Below are 23574 nucleotides of genomic sequence, written 5' to 3' on the forward strand. Positions count from 1 at the left end.
GTCACTCCCGCATTACGGACGCTCCGTGTACCCGCTTGCGGGCGAGTTCCATCACCCTGCGAACGTCCTCGAACCGACGGACGAGCAGCATCGTTCCGAGCACGAGATACAGCGCGGTGAACGCGAGGAGCCACTCGTGCCGGTGAAACGTCGGGTGCAACTGCACGAGAAAGAGCGAGAGCAAGGCGAGCGCTGATTTGCAGATCGATGAGCAGCGAAATCGCGAAGTAACTCTGGGCGGCGGTGAGCCAGATCTCGCCGGCCTGTCGCGTCCCTAACGGCAATGAACCGTAATTCCCGAGCGAGACGCTGTAGACGAGCACGAGCGTCCCGATCAGCAGCGTCCACTGGTTGAGCTTCGAGGAGATCAACGCGTTGAACGAGGCGCTCGAGCGGGCCTTCGTCACGAGCAAGACGACGATGATGAACTCGGGGGTTTCGCTCGCGAGCGGGGCGACCCACTGGATCATCAGAAACGGCTGGATTCCGTACTGGAGCCCGAGTGCTTCCAGGCCATGGGCGAACGGTTCGACCGCGATGAGGATCGTCGCGCCGGAGAAGACAAACAGCGCGATGACGGTCGAGATCCGATACGGTTTTCGAAACGACTGCAGGTAGGCCGGAACGCCGACGTACTCCTCCTCCGTGGGCGGCGTCCGGATCGCGGCGAGGATGTACACACCGTAGAGGCCGACGAGAACGACCATATCGTGGATCGCGATCGATCCCGTCATCGGGATAAAGAAGGCGTAGACCGTCGCGACGAACAAGAAGACGATCTCGAGCGAGAGTTCGCGGTCGAGATGAACTCGATCGGCGAGAAAGCCGTCGACGCGTTCGACGGTTTTATCGCGGACCCGCTTCGCCCGGGCGATGGTAAACAGCACGATCCCCGACCAGCCGATGCCGATGAGGATGCGGTTGGCACCGGTCATGTTCGCGACCGCGAGGTCGGCCGCTTCCCGCGAGGCGGTCGTCGCCGGCGCGATACCCGCTTCCCACGCGTAAAGCGCATCGACCGCGTACTCCGGGGCGACCGCCAACACCGCTAGCACTGCGATAGCGAACGAACGAGAAACGTCTTTTTCGGCGGTTTCAGCGGCCCAGGCGAGCAAGAACGCCGCACCGAGGATCGAAGTTCCCGAGAGGGCGACCGTCGCCACCAGATCCAGTGTCGGTCCGGTTGCTGCGACGGTGAGCCACGGAGCCGTGAGCAACAGCGCAACGAGGACGGGAAAGAGCGGTCGAACCCCGCGTTCGTTCATATCTTCGATACGCCGATACCGCTCGTATGTGTTCTGCCGTCAACGTCACCTGTCCGTTCGGGGAAGCTGCTGCTGTCTGACACCCATCTGTCGGCTATCTATTCTTTCCTCGGTATCGTCGGCCACGTCGTCCGTGACCGGCCGGAAACGCGGTCGATCGCCCGAATACGGCTGGGAGGTCCTCACACCGAGTTCAGTACCGCGACGGGGCAGGGGGCGTTGGTAACGACGTACTCGACGTTAGGACCGAAGAACGCCCGCCGGGAGATTGGACGCGTGTTCGATCCCATCACGATCAGATCGGCGTCGTTCCGATCGGCGAGCGCGACGAGCGCTGCACCGGGGTTGTCCGCCGCCGTAACCGTGGTTACGACCTTCGCACCGAGTTGCCTCCCGAGTTCCGCCTCTCGATCGACGATCTGACCGCCGATGTCCCGCGCGTCCGAGAGATCGGCTCCGCCGACGAATCGGTCGCTCGGTTGCGGATCGGCGACCACGTGGGCGATTTCGACCAGGGCGTTCTCGGCGGTCGCGATGGCGAACGCCGCCTCGGCGGCGTGGCGACTGGATCGGGTGCCGACCGTCGGCAGGAGAATGCGCCGTATCGGGTCGTCTATCAGCGCCGGCGTTCGTTTCACGGCATCGGACGTGCTGACGACCATGGTCGGACATGGCGTCCGTTGAATAACGCGGTCGATCGTCCTGCTAAACAACGGCGTCTCCGAAGCGCTCCCGAGCGTTCGTTCGCCGAGCACGACCAGGTCGTATCCCGCGTTTGCCTGCTCGAGGATCGTGTCCGACGCGCTCCCGTCGAGTCCTCGGACGAGACGCCGCGTCGAGCCCGCCTGCTCGCTGAGTCGCGCTTCGATCCGTGCGAAGCGACGATCTGTCGCCTCGATATCCGCTCGCCGGTTTGGCCCCGTCTCCGATGACCCGACGCCGCCTCCGGCGAGAAACCGCCCGAGTCGCGTGAGGCGCTCGCGGAGTCCGCCGCCCCGTCGACTCGACGACGCGAACTCGTCGATGCAGAGGAGATCGATATCCGTCTGGCGATCGCGGAACAGGGAACTGACCAGTCGGGCGGCGTACTGGGTGTCGACGGAGCCCCGCGTCGGCAGCAGCACCCGAGTGAGGTTGTTGACGAAGCTCTCTTGTAAGTATCGCTCGCGCTCGATCCGCGTGCGCTCTTGCTCGCTCATTTCGATCTTCGGAATCGACCAGCGCATGATCGCGGGGGCCATCAGCGACGTGCCGATAGCGACCGCCACGATGATGCTGTACATGCTCGTCGTCAGGATTCCCAACCCGAGTCCGATCGTGGCCACGATGATCTCCATCGCCCCGCGCGCGTTCATTCCGCCGCCGATCGTAATCCCCTCCCAGACCGAGAGCCCGGCCGGGCGGGAAACGCCGAGGATCCCGCCGAACTTTCCGACGCAGGCGACGGCGAAGACGACGAGTCCGACGGTGAACACGGTCGGATCGGCCAGCGCCGCGATATCCATCCGCAGTCCAGCGATAGCGAAGAAAAGCGGCGCGAAGATGGACAGCGTCATCGTCTCGAAACTGTGTCGAACCCGGTAGTCAAACCGGTTTACCTGTCCGACCAGCACGCCGACGACGAACGCGCCGAGAATCGCTTCGAGCCCCATGTACTGCGTGATCGCCCCCGCGGCGAGCGCGAAGAGCATCGCCGTAGACAGCAATGCGGCATCGCTGCCGACGGCGTTATCCACCCATGTGATCGTCTCCGCGACAACCCGACGGCCGATCGTAAACGAAATGCCGAGGAACGCAAGCACCGAGAGGACAGTCGTTGCGGCCGTCCCGACATCCACGACACCCGTCCGAGCGAGCCCCGCGACGGTGGCCAGCAAGACCCACCCGATCGTGTCGTCGACCATCCCGGCCGCGAGGATCAACTGCCCCACGTCGCGTCGAACGACATCGAGTTCGATGAGCACCTTCGCGATAACCGGGATCGCCGAGATGCTCATTGCGGTGGCGATAAACAGGCTGAACACGAGTCGTTGCGCCGGCGCGGCGATGAACTCGGCCGGCAAGACCCACCCTAGCGCAAACCCGGTCGTAAACGGGACGACGATTCCGCCGAGCGAGAGAACGATCGCCGTTCGCCCGTTCGCGAGAACGAGATCGATATCCGTCTCGAGACCGGTAACGACCAGCAGCATAATGAGCCCGAGCCAGGAGACGATCTCGAGCAGGTGAAACTGACTCTCCGAGACGACGAACAGCGCCTCGTACGCACCCGGCGCGACGAGGCCGAACAGGGAGGGCCCGAGCAGGACCCCCGCAAGGAGTTCGCCGACGACCGCGGGTTGGCCGATCGAACTGAGCAGTTCGCCGAGCAGCCGTGCGACGAAGAGCAAGACGGTAAGCTGGACGATGACGAGCAACAGTTCGTGGTGACTGAGCGGTTCGATTACTTCCATACCTTCCTCGGTAGCCGTCGCATTGCTCGTACACGACCGCGACCCTTCGTTTCATATGTGGCGTTCCTGTGACATAATCGAGGACTTATACGATCGCAAGCGCAGCACCACTGGCATGCGGCGAGCACGAACTACGGACGGTCGGTGTTCACGTGTTGGTGGCTATGTGGTGATCGGTGGCTTCGATTGCGGGGCCAGAACGGGCAACCCCTCGGCGGAGTGATGACAGGATTCGGATCAGCCGTTTGCGGCGTAACGCCGTCCGGGGTTCGACGCCTGACTCCACGGAAGCACCGGCTCTGTTGATGCTGGCGGTCGAACGCGACTGGTAACCACAAACGCAGCAAGCAAAGACGATCGAGGATCGTTATTCCGTCTCGAGTAACCGCGACACCACCGGCGACTCATCCGACCCGAGCGCCGAGCGGACCAGCAAGTGGCCGCCGAGTTCAGTCAGGTTGATGACGTCGTCGGCACCGGCACGCTCGAGTTTCGGCGTGTTCTCGCGGTCGGTGGCGGCGGCGACGATGCGAATGTCCGGTCGGAGTTCGCGTGCGGTGAGGACCGCCAGGGCGTCCCTGGCGTCGTCGTTCGTCGCGACGAGAACTGCACGCGCGTCTTCTATTTTCGCTCGCTCGAGCGGCTCTTCGTCACTCGGGTTCGCATCGAGAACGCGAATGTCGCGGTCCGTGAGCGAACCCGTCGCTGATTCGTTTTCGGTGACGACGAGAAACTGTTCGCCCGTCGCGTCGAGTTCGGTCACGATCGGTTCGGTCAGGTCCCCGTAGCCGAGGACGAGGACGTGGTCGTCTAGGAGTTCGAGTTCTGAGTCGGTCATCATTCCGAGTGTCTTCGAGATGCGGTCCTGGATTGCGGGACCCACGAGCGCCCCGATGGCGATACCGAAACTGGCGACGCCGAGGACGACGACGGACATGGTAAACAGCTGCGCCTCCGCGGTTTCGGGTCCGATGTCGCCGTAGCCGACGGTGCTCGAGGTGATCAGCGTGAAGTAAAAGGCGTCGAGCAGGTGCTCGATGCCCTCGAAGTCGTCCCGGAGCGCGTACGCGCCGAAGGTACCGTAGGCCTGGACGCCGACGAGCGCGCCGCCCGCGGCGAGTTGCGTCGTCGTCAGCGAGAGCGATCGATCGAAGCGCTTGCGGGTGAGGAGGAGCGTCGGCATCGAGATCAGCGACAGCACGACGAGCGGCAGCGAGTACTGACTCGCCTGGAGCAGCCCCTGGATCGCTGTCAACGGTAACAACAGCAGCGTCGCCCACCAGCCGACGCGCAAGCCGCGCCTGAGCGCGAGCGCGCTGGCGACCATGAGAAACCCGGTGAGTGCACCGGTGAACCCGACGGCTTCCTGGACGGCGAGCGGTACGTGCGGTGCGATAGGACCGAAATCGGCCGCCTCCTGATCGATTCTGAGAATGCCGGTGGCAACTGAGAGCAGCGCAACAACCAGCGCGAGGCCGACGACTGCGCGCGTCGTCACGGCCCAGCGCCAGTTCTCCGGTATCTGCTCCGTCATCCGCTCGCCGACCATACATACCGTTTCCAGTCCGGGCGTAGTTAAGCGTCTCCGTCGATCCAGACTCGATCGCAAGCGCCACAGTATCCCGGACGCCGGCACCCGCCACCTTCGGAGCGGTAGCTACTTGCCTCCGGCACCGATACCGCCACCTATGCCAACGGAGTGGAAACTGTTCGCGGACCTCGCCGAACGCGCCGGCGACAAACACGTCACCGTCGACGCCGCCGCCGGCGACACCGTCGGCGACGCCCTCGACGAACTCGTCGACGACCGTCCCGCCGTCGGCGAGCGCATCCTCACTGACGACGGCGATCTCCGATCCCAGATCAACGTCTTGCGAAACGGCACGAACGTCCTCGTCGAAGAAGACGGACTCGCAACTGAACTCGAAGCCGACGACGAGTTGGCGCTGTTTCCGCCGGTCAGCGGCGGGTAACACTGTCCTGCGATCCCTATTCCCTATTCCTTATTCGCCGTCACCGAGTGCAGCGCTGAGGACGAAGTCCGGTTCTTCGGCGATGCTGACACCGGCATACGAGGCGTCGCTCACCGCGGCCGTCGTCTCGGGGATCAGCACTCGCGTTCGGTCCGCGCCGAGGGCGGCGGCGTCGCGGGAGAGTGCGGCGAGCAGTGAGCGGGCCGCGTCGATGTCGTCCCAGGCACTGACGCCGTATTCGGCCCACGTTTCGGTCTCGCCGTCGTCGGTTTCCCGCTCGTAGCTTCGGACCCGATAGGCCGCTCCCACCCCGTTTCCGTCGCGTTCGACCGAGAAGACGGCAGTGTCATCGTCACGATCGGCCGCGAACGCCAGGAAGTCCTCGCGCGTGAGTTCGCGCACGGCCCACGTTTCCTCCGGCGCGAGTCCCAGACCCCGCAGGTGTTCGCGGGCGTCGCTGTGCGTCCAGTAGCGCCACGCTGCGGCGGGATCGTTCGAGACCGGATCCGGTCCCGACGCGTCCGGGTCCGGTTTCGGATGCGCCATCCTGAACTCGGTCGTCGGCTCGAAGCCGCTCGTTCGCGCCGCGCCGAGCGAGGCGGCGTTCCACGAGAAGATCATGATCCGGCCGACGGTCGCACCCTGCTCGCGGGCCCACTCGAAGCAGGCATCGTTGAGCCGGCCGCTCAGCCCCTGCCGCTGGTAGTCGGGGTTGACACGCATGCCCTGAAACCAGGCTTCGTCGGGCGACACCAGGACGGCCTGGACGATTCCGGCGATGGCGTCGCCGGCGTCGGCGACGAACGTCTTCTTGTGGCTCTCGTCCGGTTCTTCGAGCCAGTCGTGGTAGATTTCCGGAATGTAGTCGCCGCCGCGATCCTCCCAGAGCGTCTCGGTAAAGGCCGCGACGCCCTCGTAGTCGTCGTGCGTCGCTTGCCGTATCTCAATTCCAACAGCCATTTGGGATCACTCCCAGGGAACCGACCGCTCCTGTAGTTCGCCGGCCAGCGAGGTCTGCATCGCTTCTTCGGCGGATTCTTCGTTCGCGAGCGCCCACATCAGTTTGACCTTCGCCGTGCCGGGGAGGGTGTCGCCGGCTTCGATCACGCCGGCGTCGAGGAGGTCGCGGCCGGTATCGTAGACCCGATCGCAGACTCGTCCCTCGAGACACTGACTGGTCATGACGACCGTCGTCCCGTCGTCGATCAATTCCTCGATCCGCGGGATGAGATCGGTGTGGACGTGTCCGAGGCCGGTCCCCTCGATGACCAGTCCCTCCGCGCCCTCGACGACATCGAGGAAGGCGGGGTCCATCCCCGGCGTGAACTTGAGCAGTTCCACGTCGTCCTCGAGTTCAGCGGCGAGTTCGAGTTCTGCCTCGCCGCGTTCCTGGTGGTCGCGGCGGAACGTCACTGCTTCGGCATCGTAGTCGACGGTGCCGAGCGGCTTCGCGCCGATCGTCTCGAAGGCGTCGCGGCGGGAGGTGTGGGTTTTCCGGACGCGGGTCCCGCGGTGGAGGGCACAGGCGTCGTCGGATTCGGAGGCGTGCATGCAGACCAGCACCTCCGCGCAGTCGCTCTTTGCGGCCTCGACGGCAGAGACGGCGTTCATCACGTTGTCCGAGGACGGACGGTCAGCCGAGCGCTGGCTGCCTGTGAAGACGACAGGAACCGGCGTCTCGAGCATGAACGCGAGCGCAGAGGCAGAGTACTGCATCGTGTCGGTGCCGTGCATGACGACGACGCCGTCCGCGCCGGCTTCGATTTCCTCGGACACCGCCTGCGCGAGTTCTTGCCAGATCGGCGGCTCCATGTTCTCCGAGAGGATATTTGCGACGACGCGCCCGCGGTAGTTCGCGCGGCCGGCGAGGTCGGGAACGGCCCGCAGCACGTCCTCGGCGTCGAACTGGGCCGTCACCGCGCCGGTTCGGTAGTCGACCGTCGAGGCGATGGTGCCGCCAGTCGAGATCAGCGAGATCGTCGGCAGATCGTCGTTGAACTCGATTTCGGAGTCCGCACCGGTGCTCTCATCTTCGTCTTCGGTATCGCTCCCACCGATCTCGTAGACGTTTTCGTCGAGGACCTCGCAGTCGGCGTCGTCCCGATCGATGCCGACGTTGTAGCCACCGTCGAGTTTCACCACGAGGTTGTCGTCCGTGCTGGAGGGAAGCAACACGCCTTCGTACGTGCGATCCGCGCGGTCGACGCGAACGCGATCGCCTGGATTCATGCGAAAGCGTTGCGCGTCGGCGGACTTGAAGGCACGCTTTCGATTCCGGCTTATGGTACGAAGTCGGGCGGGCTAGCCAGTCAGGTGATTCCAACGACGACGAGGCCGATGCCGGCCAGCAGGAGTACGGCGGCGATCAGCGCCGTCAGTAGCCGCACCGTCGCGAGCGCATCGTTGGTGAGGTCGAGTCGGGGATAGAAGTGACGGGCTGCGGAGAGCACTCCCAACCCGATCGCGATTGCAATGATCCCGAAAGCAACCAGATCGACGTTCACACTGCTCTCTAGCAGCCGAGCCATGATAAACGTCGTTCGTGCCAAAGCGGACGGTCATCCCCCGAAACCGGATCGGACGAGCGACTGCGCTTTCTCTCGTTTCCCTCGACGGGATAGCTGACAGCGTGGCGAAAAGACCATGGTGCCGGCCGCCCAGTCTTCGGATATGAACGATCGCTCGGACGAGGTGACCGAGCGTCGAGAGTCCCCCTCGACGGACGACCTCCTCTCAGAGACGGAGCAGTTGCTCTCAGACACCGGTTCTGGAACCGGGCCGAATACGAGTACGAGTTCGGGAGACCGGGGACGCGAGCAGGGTGCGATCGACTCGGGGCCCGCTGTCGGGTCCGAGTCGGCCGACGAGTTCGCCCAGCCAGCCACGTCGGCCGAGCCGGCGGATGACCGATCGGACGACTCTCGCCTCGCCGGATTCACGGACCGACTGTCGCCTGGCAAGTACTTCTCGCCGAAGGCGTTTCTCGCGCTGGTAGTGACGCTCGGGGTCGGCCTGTTCGCCGGCGACGCGGTGCTCCCGATCGCCGGCCAGATGATCGGTATCTTCGCGACGGCCTTCCTAGTCGGACTCATCACGTCGAAGCGGCGGTATCTGGAGCTGACCGCTGCGGGTGCCTCGGCCGGCGCAATAACGTCGTTGGACCCAGTCTACGTGGCGCTCGGGGCCGGCCGGACGCTCATCGCGATCGGCGTCGCAATGGGGCTGGTCGCGTCGGTCGCCGGCTACTATTTCGGTCGGGACCTCCGCGACGGCCTCTCGCGAGATGTGACATAGCCGCCGTTCCACCGGGCGTTTGGCCGTAATACTCTCCTTTTCGTGCCCGTTCCCGTGCCCGCGGCGCTCGGTTCTCCGAGACAGAAACGATACCCGTTCGAACCGGCCGTCAGGCGGTCGTTAGCTCCCAGCCGCGTTCGGTTCGGCGGACGAGTCCGTTGTCGGCCATCGATTCCAGCAGTTCGGCGATGACCTCGCGGGGAACGTCCAGTTCCGAACGCAGTTCGCCGACGGATTTCGGCTCCGACCGGATGGTCGCCAGGAGATCCGCGTAGATGCGACTTTCCGGGCCGTCGCCGACGGTTTCGGATATCTGATCGAGGACGTCGTAGAGTTGGCTCTGGACCCATCGCTGGGCGAGCGAGAGTTCGTTTTCGAGCTGTTCGAGTTCTTCGAGCGCCTGCAGGAGGTCACCGAGTTCGTCGAGTTCATCACAGGCGATGTCGAGCGAGAGATGCCGGCAGGTGGTGATGTCGAAGCCGTTGTTGGTCGGATAGGCGCTCTTGCTCGCGAAGCCGTAGGGAGAGACGGTGACTTCGAGGCGAACGTTGCGAGCGATGTGGAAGTACTTGCGCCGTTGGTCGTCGACGCGACTTTCGACCAGTCCGGCCGACTCGAGTTTCCGGAGGTGTTCGATGACCGCCTTGGGGCTCACGCCGAGATATTCGGAGATTTCGGTTACGTAGCAGGGTTTGCGAGCGAGAAGGCGGAGAATCCGCCTCCGGTTCTCGTTTCCCAGCAGATCCAACAAGGCGGCGGAATCCATCGTGGGGCCGTATGGCGTCGCGGCTGAAAAGCGTGTCTGCTCGGGGAAGTTCCGACTGCGTGCGGTCATCCTATCAGCCGCCGATCTGTCACCGCTCGATCGTATCTCGATGCCGACTGCCGACAGCGATGGCCGCTCTCTCGCGGCGTCTGCCGTAGTATTCGGCAGTATCAGTCGTCTGTCGTCGTCTCGGTGGTTGTCGTGTCCGTCTCGCTATCGGCGTCAGTATCAGCGTCCGCTGAACTCGTGTCGTCGGTGGCCGCGCCGTCGGGCGAGCCCGAGTCCGTCTCCGGCGTGGATGGTTCCGCGGCGTCGGTCGGCGGGCCGGTCTGTGCCGGCGAGCCGTTGCCCGGTGGGTCGGAGTTCTCACCCGAATTCCCCGAGTTCTGTTCTTGAGCCGTGCCCCGATTGGACTGGTTTCCCTGTCCGGTTTTGTCGTCGGTTCCCGTCTCGTCAGTGGGCGACCCGGAGCCTGCGTTCTGTGCGGGGGTCGGAGTCGGAGTCGGAGTCGGATTTTGCCCGTGAGTTTGGCTCTGATTTTGGCCGTGTTCCTTGCCGCGATCCTGACCGGCTTCCTGTCCGTTGTTCTCCGGGCTGTTACCCGGGGTAGCCGCCGACGGCTGCCGTCCGGGCGGCTCCGCGGCTCCTGCCGACGCCGACGAGTTCGGCGGGCCGCGGTCAGCAGGCGGACCGTTAGCGACGCCGATGCCGCCGCCCGGATGCTGGTCAATGCCGACTACCTTCTGTGCCGTCGCCGCGATGTCTGGTCCGGCGAGCCTGCTCGCGTTTTGCTGGAGCGTTTCGAAGCGCTCCTCGTCGAGACCGGCGGCAACGCCTTGGCTCTTCGTCCGTTCGATCGAGTGGTTCAGCGACGCGATGGAGACCGTGAGTCTCGTCAGGCGCGCCTCGTATGCGGCCGATGAGAGCGAGTCCTCCTGTTCACGGAGTTCCTCGCGTTCGGCCTCGAGTTCGCCGAGGCGCTGTTCGAACTCGTCGGCGCGGTCGGTGACGAGTGCGGCGCGACGCTCGGTGTCTGCGGCGTGGTACGTGGCGTCGAAGAGGCCGTCGTCGACGCTCGATTGGGCGTCTGCGCTCGTGGTCTGGAGGTAGGTTGCGACGGTCGTGTTTGTGGTTGTATTCGCCGTCTGTGCTTGCGTTTGTCTCTGTATCTGTCCGTGTGATTGTCCCTGTACCTGCGCCTGTAGCCCCCCACTCGGTTCGTTCGCGCCGGCAGCCGACTGGTGGGCGGCCGGCGTTGTGAGGGCGCTCCCTGCAACCGGTGCGATCGCGAGTCCAATAACCGTCAGGAGGACGAGACCGACGATCCGGGTGGCACACATCGTATTCACGTTGGCTCACTCGGACCGTCCTAAAAAGTCGATCTTTCGTTCGAACCGTTCATTACCGATGGTGGGCGGTGAACGGTCGTGAAACGGGACCGCTCGCTCCCGCCCAGCGCCGTTCCCGTTGGTCGATCTCGCGCCGATTTTCAGCCGACAGGAAGACCGTGAACGATGAAACAATCAGTTTCGTGATGACGAGTTCGCGTCGGTATCGATGTTATCGACCAGGTCGCTCGCGAGACCGGTGTATCCGGCTGGTGTCAGTGCCCCGAGTTCAGCGCGCACGTCCGCGTCGACGTCGAGGTCGTCGAACAGGTCCTGGAAGTCCTCGAGCGTGACGGTTTTTCCGCGGGTCAGGGCTTTGACCTGCTCGTAGGCATCCGCTCGGCCCTCACGGCGAAGGATCGTTTGGACCGCCTCGCCGATGATTTCGGGCGTCGATTCGAGGTCTTCGCGCATGACCTGCTCGTTCGGGACGATTTTCGAGAGGCCGGCGGCCGTTTTCGAGTAGCCGATCAGACAGTGGGCGAACGCGGCCCCGATGTTTCGCTTGACGGTCGAGTCCGAGAGGTCTCGCTGGAGCCGCGAGGTCGTGATGTAGTCGCCGAGGAACGAGAGGTCGGCATTCGCCTTCGAGAGATTGCCCTCGCTGTTCTCGAAGTCGATCGGATTGACCTTGTGGGGCATCGTCGAGGAGCCGGTTTCGCCCTCGACGGCCTCCTGCCCGAGATAGCGGTCGGAGACGTACAGCCACACGTCCAGATCGAGATCGAGGAGCACGGTGTTCGCACGCTTGATCGCGTCAAATAGCGTCGCAAGGTCGTCGCAGGGATTGACCTGCGTCGTCAGCCGGGTGAAGTCGAGGCCGAGTCGCTCGATGAACTCGGCGGCGACGGCCTGCCAGTCGACATCGGGGTAGGCGGCGACGTGGGCCGCGTAGGTGCCCGACGCGCCGGCGAGTTTCCCGCGCAACCCGTCGGTCGCCGTGCGGATCTGTCCCGTCGCGCGACCGAGGCGGGCCGCGTAGACGGCCAATTCCTTGCCGAAGGTCGTCGGGGTCGCGGGCTGGCCGTGCGTGCGCGCGAGCATCGGCAGGTCCCGGTGTTCACGAGCCATGTCGGCGAGCGTGTCCTGCACGTCGTACAGCGCCGGCAGCAGGACGTCGTCGACGGCATCGCGGACGAGCAGTCGGTGGGCGAGGTTGTTCACGTCCTCGCTCGTCAGCCCGAAGTGGATCCACGCCGACGCGTCGCTGTCGTCGCCCAGCCGGTAGCGGATGAAGTACTCGACGGCCTTGACGTCGTGATTCGTCGCCTCGAACTCGTCGTGGCCCTCGGTCTCGAGTTTCTTGATCAGGCGGGCGTCCTCCTCGGCGAAGTGTTTGTACAGGCCCCGAAGCTCCTCGCGCTCGTCGAGGCCGAGTTCGAGCGGCGTCGCCTCGAGTTCGGCGAGCGTAACCAGGTACTCGACTTCGACGCGGACGCGAGCGCGCATGAGGGCGGCCTCGCTGGCGTACGGCGAGAGCCGCTCCGTTCGGTTGCCGTAGCGCCCGTCGAGCGGCGAGACCGCATACAGTGCGTCGGTGTCGCTCATCGTGTGAGCGTTTCTATCCCTGTCCAAAAGCGTATCGAAACGATCGTCGGGTTCGTCCACGGGTGTGCATACCTCTCCGGATACTGCTGAGTATATTGCAGAATATACCCACGTATGTGTATATCTAGTGGAGAGAGACCGCAACCACTTTGGCTCTCGCGGGTGGGGTTACACCTATGACGCGAATCGCCGGGATGGCCGGCAACCGAGGGCGTAACCTGTTGAACATCGCCAACCGACGACCGGGCGGCGCTGAACTCGGGGTCGTCCTTACGACCGACGAGGACGCGCCGGTGCTCGAAGCCGCCGCCGAGCGCGGGATTCCGACCGAAGTCGTCCCGCTCGCGGACGATATGACCCGCCGGGAGCACGAGGAGGCCGTGCTCGAGGCGCTCGCGGACTACGAGTTCGACCTGGTCTGTCTGGACGGCTACATGCGCATCCTTTCGGACACGTTCCTCGATGCAGCACCGATGACACTGAACGTCCATCCTTCGCTGCTGCCGTCGTTCCCCGGCACGGACGCCTGGGGCGACGCGCTCGAGGCCGGCGTGTCGGTTACTGGGTGTACGGTCCACGTCGTCACGGACGCGACCGACGAGGAGGGCGACGTGGTCGAGAACGAGGTCGACGGCGGGCCGATCGTCACGCAGGAGCCCGTGCCGATCTACGAGGGCGACGACGCCGAGAGCCTGAAAGAGCGCGTCCTCTACGAGGGCGAGTTCCGCGCATACCCGCGTGCGGTGAAGTGGGCCGCCGAGGGCGTCGTGACCGTCGACCGCGACGCCGGGACGGTATCCGTCGACGCCGACGTGGCGGGTACCGATGGCGACGCCGATGATCACAGCGGCCTACCCGCCCGCCGATTCGTCTCGAACGACCGCGTCGAGACGCTCCGGTACGGGGAGAATCCACACCAGGACGCCGCCGTGTACGCGGACGCCACCTGCGACGAGGCGAGCGTCGTCCACGCCGAACAGCTAAACGAGGGTGCAAAGGCCCTGTCGTACAACAATTACAACGACGCCGACGGCGCGCTCAACCTCATCAAGGAGTTCGACGAGCCCGCGGCCGCGGTCATCAAGCACACGAACCCGGCCGGCTGTGCAACCGCTGGCTCGCTCGCCGAGGCGTACGAGAAGGCGCTCTCGACGGATCCCATGAGCGCCTTCGGCGGCATCGTCGCCCTGAACCGCGAGTGCGACGCCGACACCGCCGAGCAGATCATCGACTCGTTCAAGGAGGTCGTCGTCGCGCCCGGCTACACCGACGACGCGCTCGAGGTCCTCTTCGAGAAGGATAATTTGCGGGTGCTCGACGTTGACGATCTCGTCGAGCGAACCGAACGCTTTACCGAAAAACCACTCGTCGGCGGCCGACTCGTCCAGGAACGCGATCTGCAGTCGATTTCCATCGACGACCTCGAAATCGTCACCGAGCGCTCGCCGACCGACGCCGAACTCGAGTCGATGGTCTTCGCCTGGCAGACGCTCAAACACGTCAAATCCAACGGGATCCTCTTCGCGGACGGGACCGAGACCGTCGGCGTCGGGATGGGCCAGGTTTCCCGCGTCGACGCGGTTCGACTCGCGGCGATGAAGGCGGACGAACACGCCGAGGGCAAGGACGCCGAGGGGGCCGTGATGGCCTCGGACGCGTTCTTCCCGTTCCCGGACGGCATCGAGGAGGCCGCCCAGGCGGGTATCGAGGCCGTCGTCCAGCCGGGCGGGTCCGTCAACGACGACGACGTGATCGAGGCCGCAGACGAGCACGGGATAGCCATGGCGTTTACGGGCAGCCGTAGTTTCCGCCACGACTAACGACGGAACAGGACAGGACAGGACTACCGACCGTCTCCGTCGGCATCGGCCTCGGCCGTTTCGAGCAGGGTCCTACCGGCGTAGACCAAGAGGTAGCTCACGAGGTAGTAGAGCCCACCCAGCGTGAGGACGATAAGCCCCTGTCCGAGAACGGGAACCGCAAACAGCCGTTCGAGACCGAGCGGGTCAAACAACAGCCTCCTGGTCGCGCTGACCGGCACGTAGACGAGCAGCCAGAACACCCATTCGAGTTCGGTGAGCAGGGCGTCCGGAAGCGCGATCGGCTGGCGAAAGGAGAGGCCGGCGAGGACGAGCGGCCCGGTGATGAGAAGGACGAAGACGGTCGTGACGGGCCGGTCGGCCGCCCGCTCCAGGAGGGATTCGAGGCGGGACACGTGGTCGGATTGGCGGGTTGACACTATAGTCATTTTGGAAGACGGTGCACACGAGGTGAACGTCTCAACTGAGAAAACTTACTGTCTTCGAGAACAACGTGTTTCGCATGCCCGATTGGTCACGTTGTCGTCCCTCCCGACGTCGACTCCTGGCGGGGGTGGGGACGGGAGTCTCCGCACTTGCCGTCTGGGGGCTGTCGCCGCTTATTACGAGCGGGTCAGTGCCATCGACGCGCCCGCGTATCGTCGGCCACCGCGGCGCATCCGGACTGGAACCGCCGAACACGGCAGCCGCGATTCAACGCGCCATCGAGCTCGGCGTCGACGGCGTCGAACTCGACGTCCGCCGAACTCGTGACGGCACGCTAATGCTGTTTCACGACCCCGTTTTGGACTGGGATTCGACGGGTCACGGCTGGATTCGAAACACCACCTGGGAGGAGATCCAGGGCGCTCGCATCGACGGCGAACCGCTCATTTCGCTCGCCCGCGCGCTCGAACTCCTCGCCGACACCGACGTGTCGATCTACCTCGAACTGAAAGAAGCGGGCTACACCGATGCCATTCTCGAGATGGCACGCGAGTACGACGTTCTCGACCGGGTCACAGTGATCTCGTTCGAGACTGCGCCGCTCGAGCAAGCACAGACATCTAACGTTCCAACCGGTCTGGTCGGCTCGGTGCCGACATCGGGGCTGGCGGATGATGCCACCGACTGCGGCGCTGGGAGCGTCTTCAGTCACTACGTTCCACGCGCCATCCCGAGATTCCTCGAGACGGCGCGCGAGGCGGGACTCACCGCCGGTGTCTGGAAACTCGTCGACACCAAAGGCAGCGTCCGCGACGCACTGACCACCGAACCCGACGTGTTCGTCACGAACCGGCCGGACTACGCGTTCGAGTTCTTGAACTCGACGCCCCGGAAGGGTGAAAGAGCGGTTTGACCCTGGCGAATCATTATTTGGCGTGCACGTGTCGGGAGCGTATGGATCGACGACAGTTCCTTGCGGTATCGAGCGTCGGTGTTGTGGCGGCGATGGCAGGCTGTGTCGGCAGCGCACTCTCGACCGACGATCCGGCGAACTCGGGCGACGAGACGGGATCGAGCGCGACGGACAACGAGATTACCGTTAGCGCCGAGGGCGAGGTCGAGGCCGAGCCGGATACGGCGACAGTGAGCCTTGGCGTCGAGGCGACCGACGAGTCCGCCGAGGCGGTCAGCGACGAGTTGGCCACGCAGTCCGAACAGCTCCGAGACGCCATCGACGACCTCGGGATTCCGGACGAGAACGTCGAAGAGGGCCGCTATCGGATCAGCCCGTCGGCGGCGGCGAGACGGGAGGAGGGCGTCGACGAGTTCGCCGGAACGCACTCGTACCAGGTGACGATCGACGATGTCGATCGAGTCGGCGAGGTCATCGACGCCGCCGTCTCCGCCGGGGCCGACGATATCGGCCGGGTGAACTTCACGCTACAGGAGGAGACGCGAGCGGCGCTTCGCAAGGATGCGATCGACGACGCGCTGGCGACCGCAGACGAGGAGGCGGCCCACATCGCATCGAATCGGGAGGTCGAACTCGCCGGGACGAAATCGGTGACGACGAACGATGTCCGGGTGAACTCGGTGCGACACGATGTCGAGTTCGCAACCTCGGCGGACGACGGGAATGCGCCGCCGACCGAGATCGACGCCGATCCTGTGACCGTGACGGCGAGTGCGACGGTCGTGTACGCCTTCCAAAACTGAACGCCGCTGTCAGCCGACAGGTTTCGGCTGGCCTAAATCGAATCGTTTTTGACTGATTAGGTCGGCCTAAACCGTATGGACGACCGAAGTGTCACTGGACGGGTGGGGGTCGACCGGAGCCGCCGCCGATTCGTCGCCGCGAGTACGGCACTCGGCGGTGCGGTGTTCGCCGGTTGCATCTCCGGCGGAGACGATCCGTCCGGGAACGGCCAGTCGAACGGCGACGGTCACACCGCAACGTTGCAACCGGTGGGCGACGTTTCGTTCGACACCGTCCCCGAACGCGTCTTCGTCGCCTTCCCGCAGTACGCCGACATGGCCGTCGCACTCGGCCACGGCGATGCCGTCACCACGCTGTTTTCCACCGAGATGTCCGGCACGACGATGAACAAGTTCTACGACCACCTCCCCGGCGTCTCCTTCGACTGGGAGGGCCTCCCGAACCCGCTCGAGGGCGGCCTCCGGAAGGAACAGCTCTACGAACTCGACAGCGACGTTCACTTTCTGGACCCGTCCTACGTCCTGAAACACGACGACTGGACCGAGGACGACATCGACGACATCGCCTCGACCGTCGGGCCGTGGATCGGCAACTTCCACAGCGGCGTCCACAGCGATCCCGCGGACGCCTACGCCGACCAGTACGAGTTCTACACGCTCTGGGAACTGTTCGACCGTGTTGCGGACGTGTTCCAAGAGCGCGAGCGCTACGCGGAACTCAAAGCAGTGTACGACGAACTGCACGATCACATCGCGTCGAACCTTCCGCCGGAAGACGAGCGCCCGACCGCCGCCCGCGTCACGCTCGGCGACGGCCAGTTCTATACCTACCACCTCAACGCACCCGGCTACTGGCAGGCGGATACGCGTCCACTCGCCGCCAACGACGCGCTCGCCGACCGCTCCTGGTCGGGCGACTGGGGTACCGTCGACTACGAGACGATGCTCGACGCCGATCCCGACGTTATCTTACACCTCTGGGGAATCACCTCCCAGTACAGCATCGACAACATCCGCGACGAACTCGAAAGCCATCCCGTCGGAAGCGACCTGACGGCGGTGCAAAACGACCGCGTCGTCGCCGGCGGCATGCGATACCAGGGGCCGCTCATGAACCTCTTCCAACTCGAGATGACGGCCAAGCAGCTCTATCCCGACGAGTTCGGTGCTTGGCCCGGCTACGAGCCCGGGACACCGTACCCGGATATCCCCGAGGACGAACGGCTGTTCGACCGCGAGCGCGTCGCGACGATCGTCCGCGGGGAGTTCTAAACGAAAAGCAGCGCGAGTTCCCCGCCCCACCGTGGGCGGGGGTGAAGCGCGTCACTCCGGCGTATGTTCTGTCTCCTCGATATACCGTTCAACCACTTCCTCCGATACTGCTCCCGTCGTTCCCACGTAGTATCCAACCTTCCAGAATCCACCGCCCCAGAAATACGACTCTCGAATCTCGGGATACCGTTCCAGCAAGTGCTTTCCAGAGTACGACTTGAACTGCCGTGCTACCTCAGCAGGGCTATGTTTCGGGTCTGTTTGCACGAACAGATGAATGTGGTCGTCTGCAATCTCCAACGCCAAAATCTCGTGGCCGAAGTGGTCGGCAGTCTCCGCAAACAACTCTCTCACGTCCTCCTCGACCACACCGAGAACAGAGTGTCTATACTTCGGACACCACACGAAATGATACTTGCAGGAACTAACCGAATGTGCGTGACTGCGGTACTCTTCCATCCCTAATCCCTACATTTATGACAATCTGGAACGATTGTCAATGCATGGGTGAAGAAGCCACGAAGACGATCCAGACGCGGCTCCACATAGCGTCTGGTGAACGATCGTGGCTTCACGACGCCCGCCTCGCCTCTCGCGAGATATTCAACCAAACCATCCGCCTCAAACAACAAGGGTACAATCGCACCGAGATACAGAAGGAGGTTGACCGCGACGACTTCCTACGGAACAACAAGTGCGCGGTCGTCGGCAAAGCCCTCCAAACATGGGACTCCTACCACTCACTCAAAGACTGGTGGGAGAATCAAGACGACCCTGACCGAGGGAAGCCGACGCCGCCGAGTACGGACAAATCTGGTGCCTACCCGCTTGTGATGGCGCACACGGAAGGCTACCGCCTCACCGTGAACGACAACACGAACCGCGTCCAGTTCCGCATCAGCCCGAAACCCTACAAGAAGGTCAAGGGCCATCTTCGCGGTGAGCCGGACGCAATGGACGAACTTCGAGACGCCCTCACGTCGGATGAGGTGGATATAGGGCAGGCCGAACTCCTGTACCGCGATGGCGTGTACTACCTACACGTCACGGTCACACGCGAGTTCGACGTGCCCGAACCCGATACCGTCGATACGGTAGTCGGTGTGGACATCAACGAGCGCAACGTCGCTCTCACCGCCCTCGACCGCGACACGATGCGAACGAAGGGCACGCTCGTCCTTGACTACGGACGGGTGAAGCAGGAACGCCAACGTTACCACACCATTACGAAACGTTGTCAGGAACACGGCAAGACGAGCATCCACCAGAAACTCAGTGACAAAGAAGAGCGATTCACCGAGTGGGTGTTGCACCGTCTTTCCCGTGCTGTCGTAGAGTTCGCAGAGCAGTTCCCGAACCCGGTTATCGTGTTCGAGGATATGAGTGGTATCCGCGAGGAGATGCAGTACGGGTCGTATATGAACCGCCGGTTGCACAAACTGCCGTTCCACAAATTCGAGAGGTTCGTCTCGTACAAGGCGACGTGGCGGGAGATTCCGACGGATACGGTGGACGCTTACTACAACTCACAGACGTGTTCGTGCTGTGGTGAGTGTGGGTATCGGCAGGGTCGGCGGTTCAGGTGTCCGAACGACGAGTGTGACGTCGCGCAAGACCACGCCGACCGGAATGCGTCGGTGAACATCGCGTGGCGTGAGAAGGCGAAACTCGATGGTAACGAATCGAATTACCGGTCTCACAAAACCCAACCACAGGTTCGGTTGGTGCGTCTGTCCGGGTCGGGGCGCGTAAGCCGCCCAACCTCATCCCGCTCGCTTGCCGAGCAGGGAGTGCTAGCACACAGCTGAGGGAACCAACAAAAGCCTCGGGCGCGGTGGCCCGAGGCTGTTTACTGGGCGAATCCGCGTTGGATATCGGCGCCTCGCCGCCGCACTCGATGGCGAAGTGATCCGCGAGCGGGCCGCGGAGATCGAGACCGACGAGTTCTGATACGGAGTGCCGTTCCGAATACGGCGTGATCGTCCTCGTGTCGCCCTCTATCCGGTAGTGTCATAACCGGGGGATCGAATAATTACGCCGTGAAAAAGTCACTAGTTATCGTACTCGCCGTTGCGATACTGGCAACGACCGCGGGGTGTGCGGGCGTCCTCGACGGCGGCAGCACCGACACCGGCGACGGCGCCGACGGAGCGGCAGCAGAGGGAGAGACGGCCGTAAACGAAACGGACAGGACCATCGACTACCCTGACGGAACCGGCGAAACCGGATTCGATGCCGACGAACTCGCGTCTCGACAGGCGGCGATTCTCGAAGACGGTTCGTACACGGTCGACACGTCCGAGACGATCAGCACCGACGCCAGAACGTTCGAAGAGTCGATCGCGCTCGCCGTCGACGGCGAGCGAAAGGTACAGAAAACGAGGCTCCGACACGAATCGTCGACGGAGGAAACCTGGCTCTTCACGGAATCGGCGAACGAAACGCTCGTCCGCCAGACCTTCGACGGAGGCGACCGGTACCGGATCGCGAACGGACCGACGGCTCCCTCGACGAACGAACGGAGCATTCGGCGGGAATTGGAAGCCGTACTGCGAGTTTCGGAGTACGACTTGATCGACATCGAGGAGTCCGACGGGACGACGGTCGTCACCTACGAAGGGACAGAGATGAGTGACGCTCTCGAGCGGATGAATCCGGCGGACGAGTACGACGAGTTCGTCGCAACGGTCTCCGTCTCCGACGACGGCATCGAGCGCTACGCGTACGAGTTGGAGGGGACATCGGCCGGCGCTACCGAAACGATTGCGGTGGAAACATCGTTCTCGAGCGTCGGTGAGACCGAACTCGAGAGACCGGAGTGGGTCGACGAGGGATTCGAGAAAGCCCCCGAGGTGTCGATTTCGACTGACGGCGGAGAAATCATCGAACTCGCGATGGAAGCCGGCGATCCGATACCCGAAGGGTCGACGGTCTCGCTGTCTGCGATCGGCGAGAACTATCGCGGGGCGAGCCTGGACGAGGCGTTCGAACCCGGGGAGACGCTGTCCCTCTCCGTCCGGGACGGCCGACTACGGGCAGGTGTCGACGCGGACCCCGATGCGGGCGATCCCATCGATACGGAGTGGTTCACGGTCACCCTCCGCACCGAGAATCTGCTCACCGCGTACGAGGGCACCTACGAGGAGACGACGGAGTGAACGGCCCTCGGTCGGCGTCGGTTGTCCGTTCCCGTTGGAGTCACGATCGCTTCCGGAGACCACGCAAAACGAATTCGACTCAGTCGTCCGCCGGAACCGCTCGCTGATCCGTTTTCTCGGCCATGCCGAGGACGCTGTCGAAGAACTCGAGGGTGTCTTCCGGCCCGGGATTGGCCTCGGGGTGATACTGACGGGTGATGATGTCGTGTTCGACGCCGTCGAGTCCCTCCGGAGTGTCGTCGTTGACGTTGATCTGCGTGACTTCGAGGTAGTCCCCGGGTTCGTCGACGGTGTAGCCGTGGTTCTGGGTCGTCATGACGACCTGTCCCGACTCGAGGTCGAGGACGGGCTGGTTGACGCCGCGGTGACCGAAGTTCATCTTCGCCGTCGTGCCGCCGAGTGCCTCGGCGACGATCTGCTGGCCGAGGCAGATACCCGCAACGGGCGTGTCCTCGACGAACGCCTCGACGAGTTCAATTGCCTGCTCGTAGTTGGCGGGGTCGCCGGGGCCGTTCGAGATGAACAGGATATCGGGGTCGAGGGCCTCGACATCGGCTGTACTTACATCGTAGGGGAGGACATGAACCGTCGCGTTGCGGTCGAGCAGCGAGTCGACGATCGAGCCCTTCGCGCCGCAGTCGACGAGGGCGACGGTTTCGCCGTCGTTGTCCGCGCCGTAGACGGTGTGGTCGTCGACGCTGACCTGCGCGCCGATGTCGGTGTGGTCGCTCATGGCCTTGCAGGCCTCGAGTTCGGCCAGGGCGTCTTCCTCGGTGACGTTCTCGCCGACGGCGATGCCGCATTTCATCGCGCCGCCGTCGCGGATGTCGGTGACGACGTCTCGCGTGTCGAGGTGGTCGACCGCGGGAACGCCTTCGTCTGCGAGCCAGTCGGCGACGTCGTCAGTGAGTTCCTTTGCGAGCACGGCGCGGGGGTGGACGCGATCGTCCTCGAACCGTTCCGTTCGGACACCGTAGTTGCCGATCAGCGGGTAGGAGAAGGTGAGAATCTGTTCCTCGTAGGACGGATCGGTCAGGCTCTCTTCGTAGCCGGTGTAAGCCGTTGTGAAAACCAGCTCGCCGCGAGCCGTTCCCGAAGCGCGACCACGTCCCTCGAGTACGTGTCCGCCCTCCAGTGCAACGTAGGCTGCTGTCATTACGAACTACGTATTGGATACACCGGCATAAGTGTTGTCTTCGAAACTCAGTTACGAATTTCGTAATCGGTAAGTGCCACTCGTCCGTAGTCACGGATCTCCATGGACGAACTCGATCGAGCGATCCTCGACGTGCTGCGACGGGACTCCCGAACTCCCTACACGGAAATTGCGGACGAGGTCGGGACGAGCGAGGGGACGGTTCGCAATCGCGTCGAACGGATGATGGACGACGAGGTGATCGAACGGTTTACGATCTCGACCCGGACGGGCAACGTCAAGGCGATGATCGAAATCAGCGTCGCGGTCGACGTGGATACGAAAGGCGTCTCAGAGCGCATGGCGGAGTGGGAGGAGGTTGACTTCGTCTGGATGGTTTCGGGCGAGCAGGACGTCGTCCTCGTCGTCGACGCCGCGGACACGCGCGGCGTGAACGATCTCATTACGAAAGCGCGCGATCAGGAGGAGGTCGTCAACACGAAGACGCGGCTGATCCTCGACGAACAGCCCGGCTGATCGGGGTTTGATCGGCGTTCAATCGGCGTCCGCTCACCGTCTGAGCGGAATTCGAGCAGCGTTCGAGCGGAGCGAGAAGGCAGCTTACTCCGTCGACTCCTCACCCGGTGGCGTTCCGACCCCCGGCGTCGGCCGCTCGATCGCGTCGATGACGCGCTTGCGGCGGTGGATGGCCCGGTACCCGCGTCGCACCACTTCATCCAGCGTCGACCGGGAGACCTGGGCCTCGACGCGGCCGTCTCGAATCGCCTCGACGACCGCCTCGGGCGTGAGCCGCTCACTCTCGATGGTCGTGTACGCTCGTCCGACCTCGAACGGATAGTGGGCGTCGCTACCGCCGACGAGTGGCAGGTTGCGTTCCGACGCCAACTTCTCGACCAGCGGACGCGACCGCGGGTGTTTGCCGTTGACCTCGATGGCGTCGAAGGGAACGTCCGTGAGTTCGCGGACGGTGCTGTTTCGAAACGGGTGTGCGACGATCGCGGCACAGTCGTGATCGTGGGCCAGCGCGACCGTCTCCGCCGGGGACAGCGCCCCCGGTTTCGTCTCCGCCGGCGGATCGGGGCCGACGACGAGGACGTGACCGCGATCGGTCGTGATCTCGATTCCGGGCAGGGTGATCGCGTCCACGGCGGGATTTAGGTCGGTGTAGTAGTCGTGATTCGTCGTCGCGACGCCGTCGAGCCCGCGTCTCGCGGCTATCTCGGTGAGCACTCGTGCACCAAGCGGGTCGAATCGATCACCGAGAGACCGGTGACCGTGAAAGAATCGCGTGTGCGCGTGGAGATCGACGAGATACACACGAAGGCAAACGCCGGCCAGA

Annotated in this window: 21 protein-coding genes and 1 pseudogene; 9 read left to right on the forward strand and 13 right to left on the reverse strand. The window is 63.9% G+C overall.

All coding sequences use genetic code 11. The annotated features are described in order from the left end of the window. Position 1 precedes the first annotated feature (1 nt). From SM755_RS00690 to SM755_RS00700, 3 genes and pseudogenes are all read right to left on the reverse strand, one after another. Positions 2-1265: pseudogene (locus tag SM755_RS00690) on the reverse strand (sodium:calcium antiporter). Between the two features lie 182 nt (positions 1266-1447). Further along, positions 1448-3718, reverse strand: a complete 2271-nt coding sequence (locus tag SM755_RS00695) for a cation:proton antiporter (RefSeq protein WP_323171016.1) — start codon at positions 3716-3718, stop codon at positions 1448-1450. A 367-nt stretch (positions 3719-4085) separates the two neighbouring features. Next, positions 4086-5267 (reverse strand): NAD-binding protein, encoded by a 1182-nt coding sequence (locus SM755_RS00700; RefSeq protein ID WP_323171017.1) that lies wholly within the window; start codon positions 5265-5267, stop codon positions 4086-4088. A 139-nt stretch (positions 5268-5406) separates the two neighbouring features. On the opposite strand from SM755_RS00700, the gene SM755_RS00705 reads away from it, so the two are divergent. Next, the gene (locus SM755_RS00705) at positions 5407-5691 is read left to right on the forward strand and encodes a ubiquitin-like small modifier protein 1 (protein ID WP_006664675.1); all 285 of its coding nucleotides are present in this window, start codon (positions 5407-5409) and stop codon (positions 5689-5691) included. 30 nt (positions 5692-5721) lie between these two features. On the opposite strand, the gene SM755_RS00710 is transcribed toward SM755_RS00705, so the two are convergent. The 3 genes from SM755_RS00710 to SM755_RS00720 all read right to left on the reverse strand — a co-directional run bounded on the left by SM755_RS00710 (position 5722) and on the right by SM755_RS00720 (position 8219). After that, a complete protein-coding gene (locus SM755_RS00710; protein WP_323171018.1) occupies positions 5722-6651 on the reverse strand; it encodes a GNAT family N-acetyltransferase in 930 nt (309 codons plus the stop codon). Between the two features lie 6 nt (positions 6652-6657). Beyond that, positions 6658-7920 (reverse strand): Glu-tRNA(Gln) amidotransferase subunit GatD, encoded by a 1263-nt coding sequence (gene gatD, locus SM755_RS00715; protein ID WP_323171019.1) that lies wholly within the window; start codon positions 7918-7920, stop codon positions 6658-6660. Between the two features lie 80 nt (positions 7921-8000). Next, positions 8001-8219 (reverse strand): hypothetical protein, encoded by a 219-nt coding sequence (locus SM755_RS00720; protein WP_323171020.1) that lies wholly within the window; start codon positions 8217-8219, stop codon positions 8001-8003. A gap of 142 nt (positions 8220-8361) precedes the next feature. Here SM755_RS00720 and SM755_RS00725 point away from each other — a divergent pair, with 142 nt between their 5' ends. Next, entirely contained in the window at positions 8362-8985 is a 624-nt protein-coding gene (locus SM755_RS00725; RefSeq protein WP_323171021.1) for a hypothetical protein, read from the forward strand. 109 nt (positions 8986-9094) lie between these two features. On the opposite strand, the gene SM755_RS00730 is transcribed toward SM755_RS00725, so the two are convergent. The 3 genes from SM755_RS00730 to purB all read right to left on the reverse strand — a co-directional run bounded on the left by SM755_RS00730 (position 9095) and on the right by purB (position 12687). Then, complete coding sequence (locus SM755_RS00730) at positions 9095-9751, reverse strand: metalloregulator ArsR/SmtB family transcription factor (RefSeq protein ID WP_323171022.1); 657 nt, start codon at positions 9749-9751, stop codon at positions 9095-9097. A 170-nt stretch (positions 9752-9921) separates the two neighbouring features. Further along, complete coding sequence (locus tag SM755_RS00735; protein ID WP_323171023.1) at positions 9922-11091, reverse strand: hypothetical protein; 1170 nt, start codon at positions 11089-11091, stop codon at positions 9922-9924. A 183-nt stretch (positions 11092-11274) separates the two neighbouring features. Then, positions 11275-12687 (reverse strand): adenylosuccinate lyase, encoded by a 1413-nt coding sequence (gene purB / locus SM755_RS00740; RefSeq protein ID WP_323171024.1) that lies wholly within the window; start codon positions 12685-12687, stop codon positions 11275-11277. Positions 12688-12863: 176 nt separating this feature from the next. Between purB and purH the strand changes: the two genes are divergently transcribed. Next, positions 12864-14507 carry a bifunctional phosphoribosylaminoimidazolecarboxamide formyltransferase/IMP cyclohydrolase gene (gene purH / locus SM755_RS00745; RefSeq protein ID WP_323171025.1) on the forward strand — a complete coding sequence of 548 codons (1644 nt, stop codon included), beginning with the start codon at positions 12864-12866 and terminating at the stop codon, positions 14505-14507. 23 nt (positions 14508-14530) lie between these two features. Here the strand turns inward: purH and SM755_RS00750 are convergent, their stop codons facing one another. Further along, positions 14531-14902, reverse strand: coding sequence for a hypothetical protein (locus tag SM755_RS00750; RefSeq protein WP_323171026.1), 372 nt, complete (start codon positions 14900-14902; stop codon positions 14531-14533). 158 nt (positions 14903-15060) lie between these two features. On the opposite strand from SM755_RS00750, the gene SM755_RS00755 reads away from it, so the two are divergent. The 3 genes from SM755_RS00755 to SM755_RS00765 all read left to right on the forward strand — a co-directional run bounded on the left by SM755_RS00755 (position 15061) and on the right by SM755_RS00765 (position 17921). Then, positions 15061-15846 (forward strand): glycerophosphodiester phosphodiesterase, encoded by a 786-nt coding sequence (locus SM755_RS00755; protein ID WP_323171027.1) that lies wholly within the window; start codon positions 15061-15063, stop codon positions 15844-15846. A 41-nt stretch (positions 15847-15887) separates the two neighbouring features. Beyond that, positions 15888-16649 carry an SIMPL domain-containing protein gene (locus SM755_RS00760; RefSeq protein ID WP_323171028.1) on the forward strand — a complete coding sequence of 254 codons (762 nt, stop codon included), beginning with the start codon at positions 15888-15890 and terminating at the stop codon, positions 16647-16649. Between the two features lie 75 nt (positions 16650-16724). Next, positions 16725-17921, forward strand: a complete 1197-nt coding sequence (locus tag SM755_RS00765) for an ABC transporter substrate-binding protein (RefSeq protein ID WP_323171029.1) — start codon at positions 16725-16727, stop codon at positions 17919-17921. Positions 17922-17972: 51 nt separating this feature from the next. Here the strand turns inward: SM755_RS00765 and tnpA are convergent, their stop codons facing one another. After that, complete coding sequence (gene tnpA, locus SM755_RS00770) at positions 17973-18380, reverse strand: IS200/IS605 family transposase (protein WP_323171030.1); 408 nt, start codon at positions 18378-18380, stop codon at positions 17973-17975. A 44-nt stretch (positions 18381-18424) separates the two neighbouring features. Here tnpA and SM755_RS00775 point away from each other — a divergent pair, with 44 nt between their 5' ends. Together SM755_RS00775 and SM755_RS00780 are read left to right on the forward strand one after the other, a co-directional pair. Further along, positions 18425-19729 (forward strand): transposase, encoded by a 1305-nt coding sequence (locus tag SM755_RS00775; RefSeq protein WP_323171031.1) that lies wholly within the window; start codon positions 18425-18427, stop codon positions 19727-19729. 231 nt (positions 19730-19960) lie between these two features. Further along, entirely contained in the window at positions 19961-21079 is a 1119-nt protein-coding gene (locus SM755_RS00780; protein WP_323171032.1) for a hypothetical protein, read from the forward strand. A gap of 79 nt (positions 21080-21158) precedes the next feature. On the opposite strand, the gene carA is transcribed toward SM755_RS00780, so the two are convergent. Next, the gene (carA, locus tag SM755_RS00785; RefSeq protein WP_323171033.1) at positions 21159-22235 is read right to left on the reverse strand and encodes a glutamine-hydrolyzing carbamoyl-phosphate synthase small subunit; all 1077 of its coding nucleotides are present in this window, start codon (positions 22233-22235) and stop codon (positions 21159-21161) included. 102 nt (positions 22236-22337) lie between these two features. Here carA and SM755_RS00790 point away from each other — a divergent pair, with 102 nt between their 5' ends. Next, complete coding sequence (locus tag SM755_RS00790) at positions 22338-22751, forward strand: Lrp/AsnC family transcriptional regulator (RefSeq protein ID WP_006664660.1); 414 nt, start codon at positions 22338-22340, stop codon at positions 22749-22751. 84 nt (positions 22752-22835) lie between these two features. Here the strand turns inward: SM755_RS00790 and SM755_RS00795 are convergent, their stop codons facing one another. Beyond that, positions 22836-23552, reverse strand: coding sequence for a PHP-associated domain-containing protein (locus SM755_RS00795; RefSeq protein ID WP_323171034.1), 717 nt, complete (start codon positions 23550-23552; stop codon positions 22836-22838). Between the last annotated feature and the right edge of the window lie 22 nt (positions 23553-23574).

The sequence above is a fragment of the Natrialba sp. PRR66 genome, from assembly GCF_034808065.1.
GTDB classification, from domain to species: domain Archaea; phylum Halobacteriota; class Halobacteria; order Halobacteriales; family Natrialbaceae; genus Natrialba; species Natrialba aegyptia.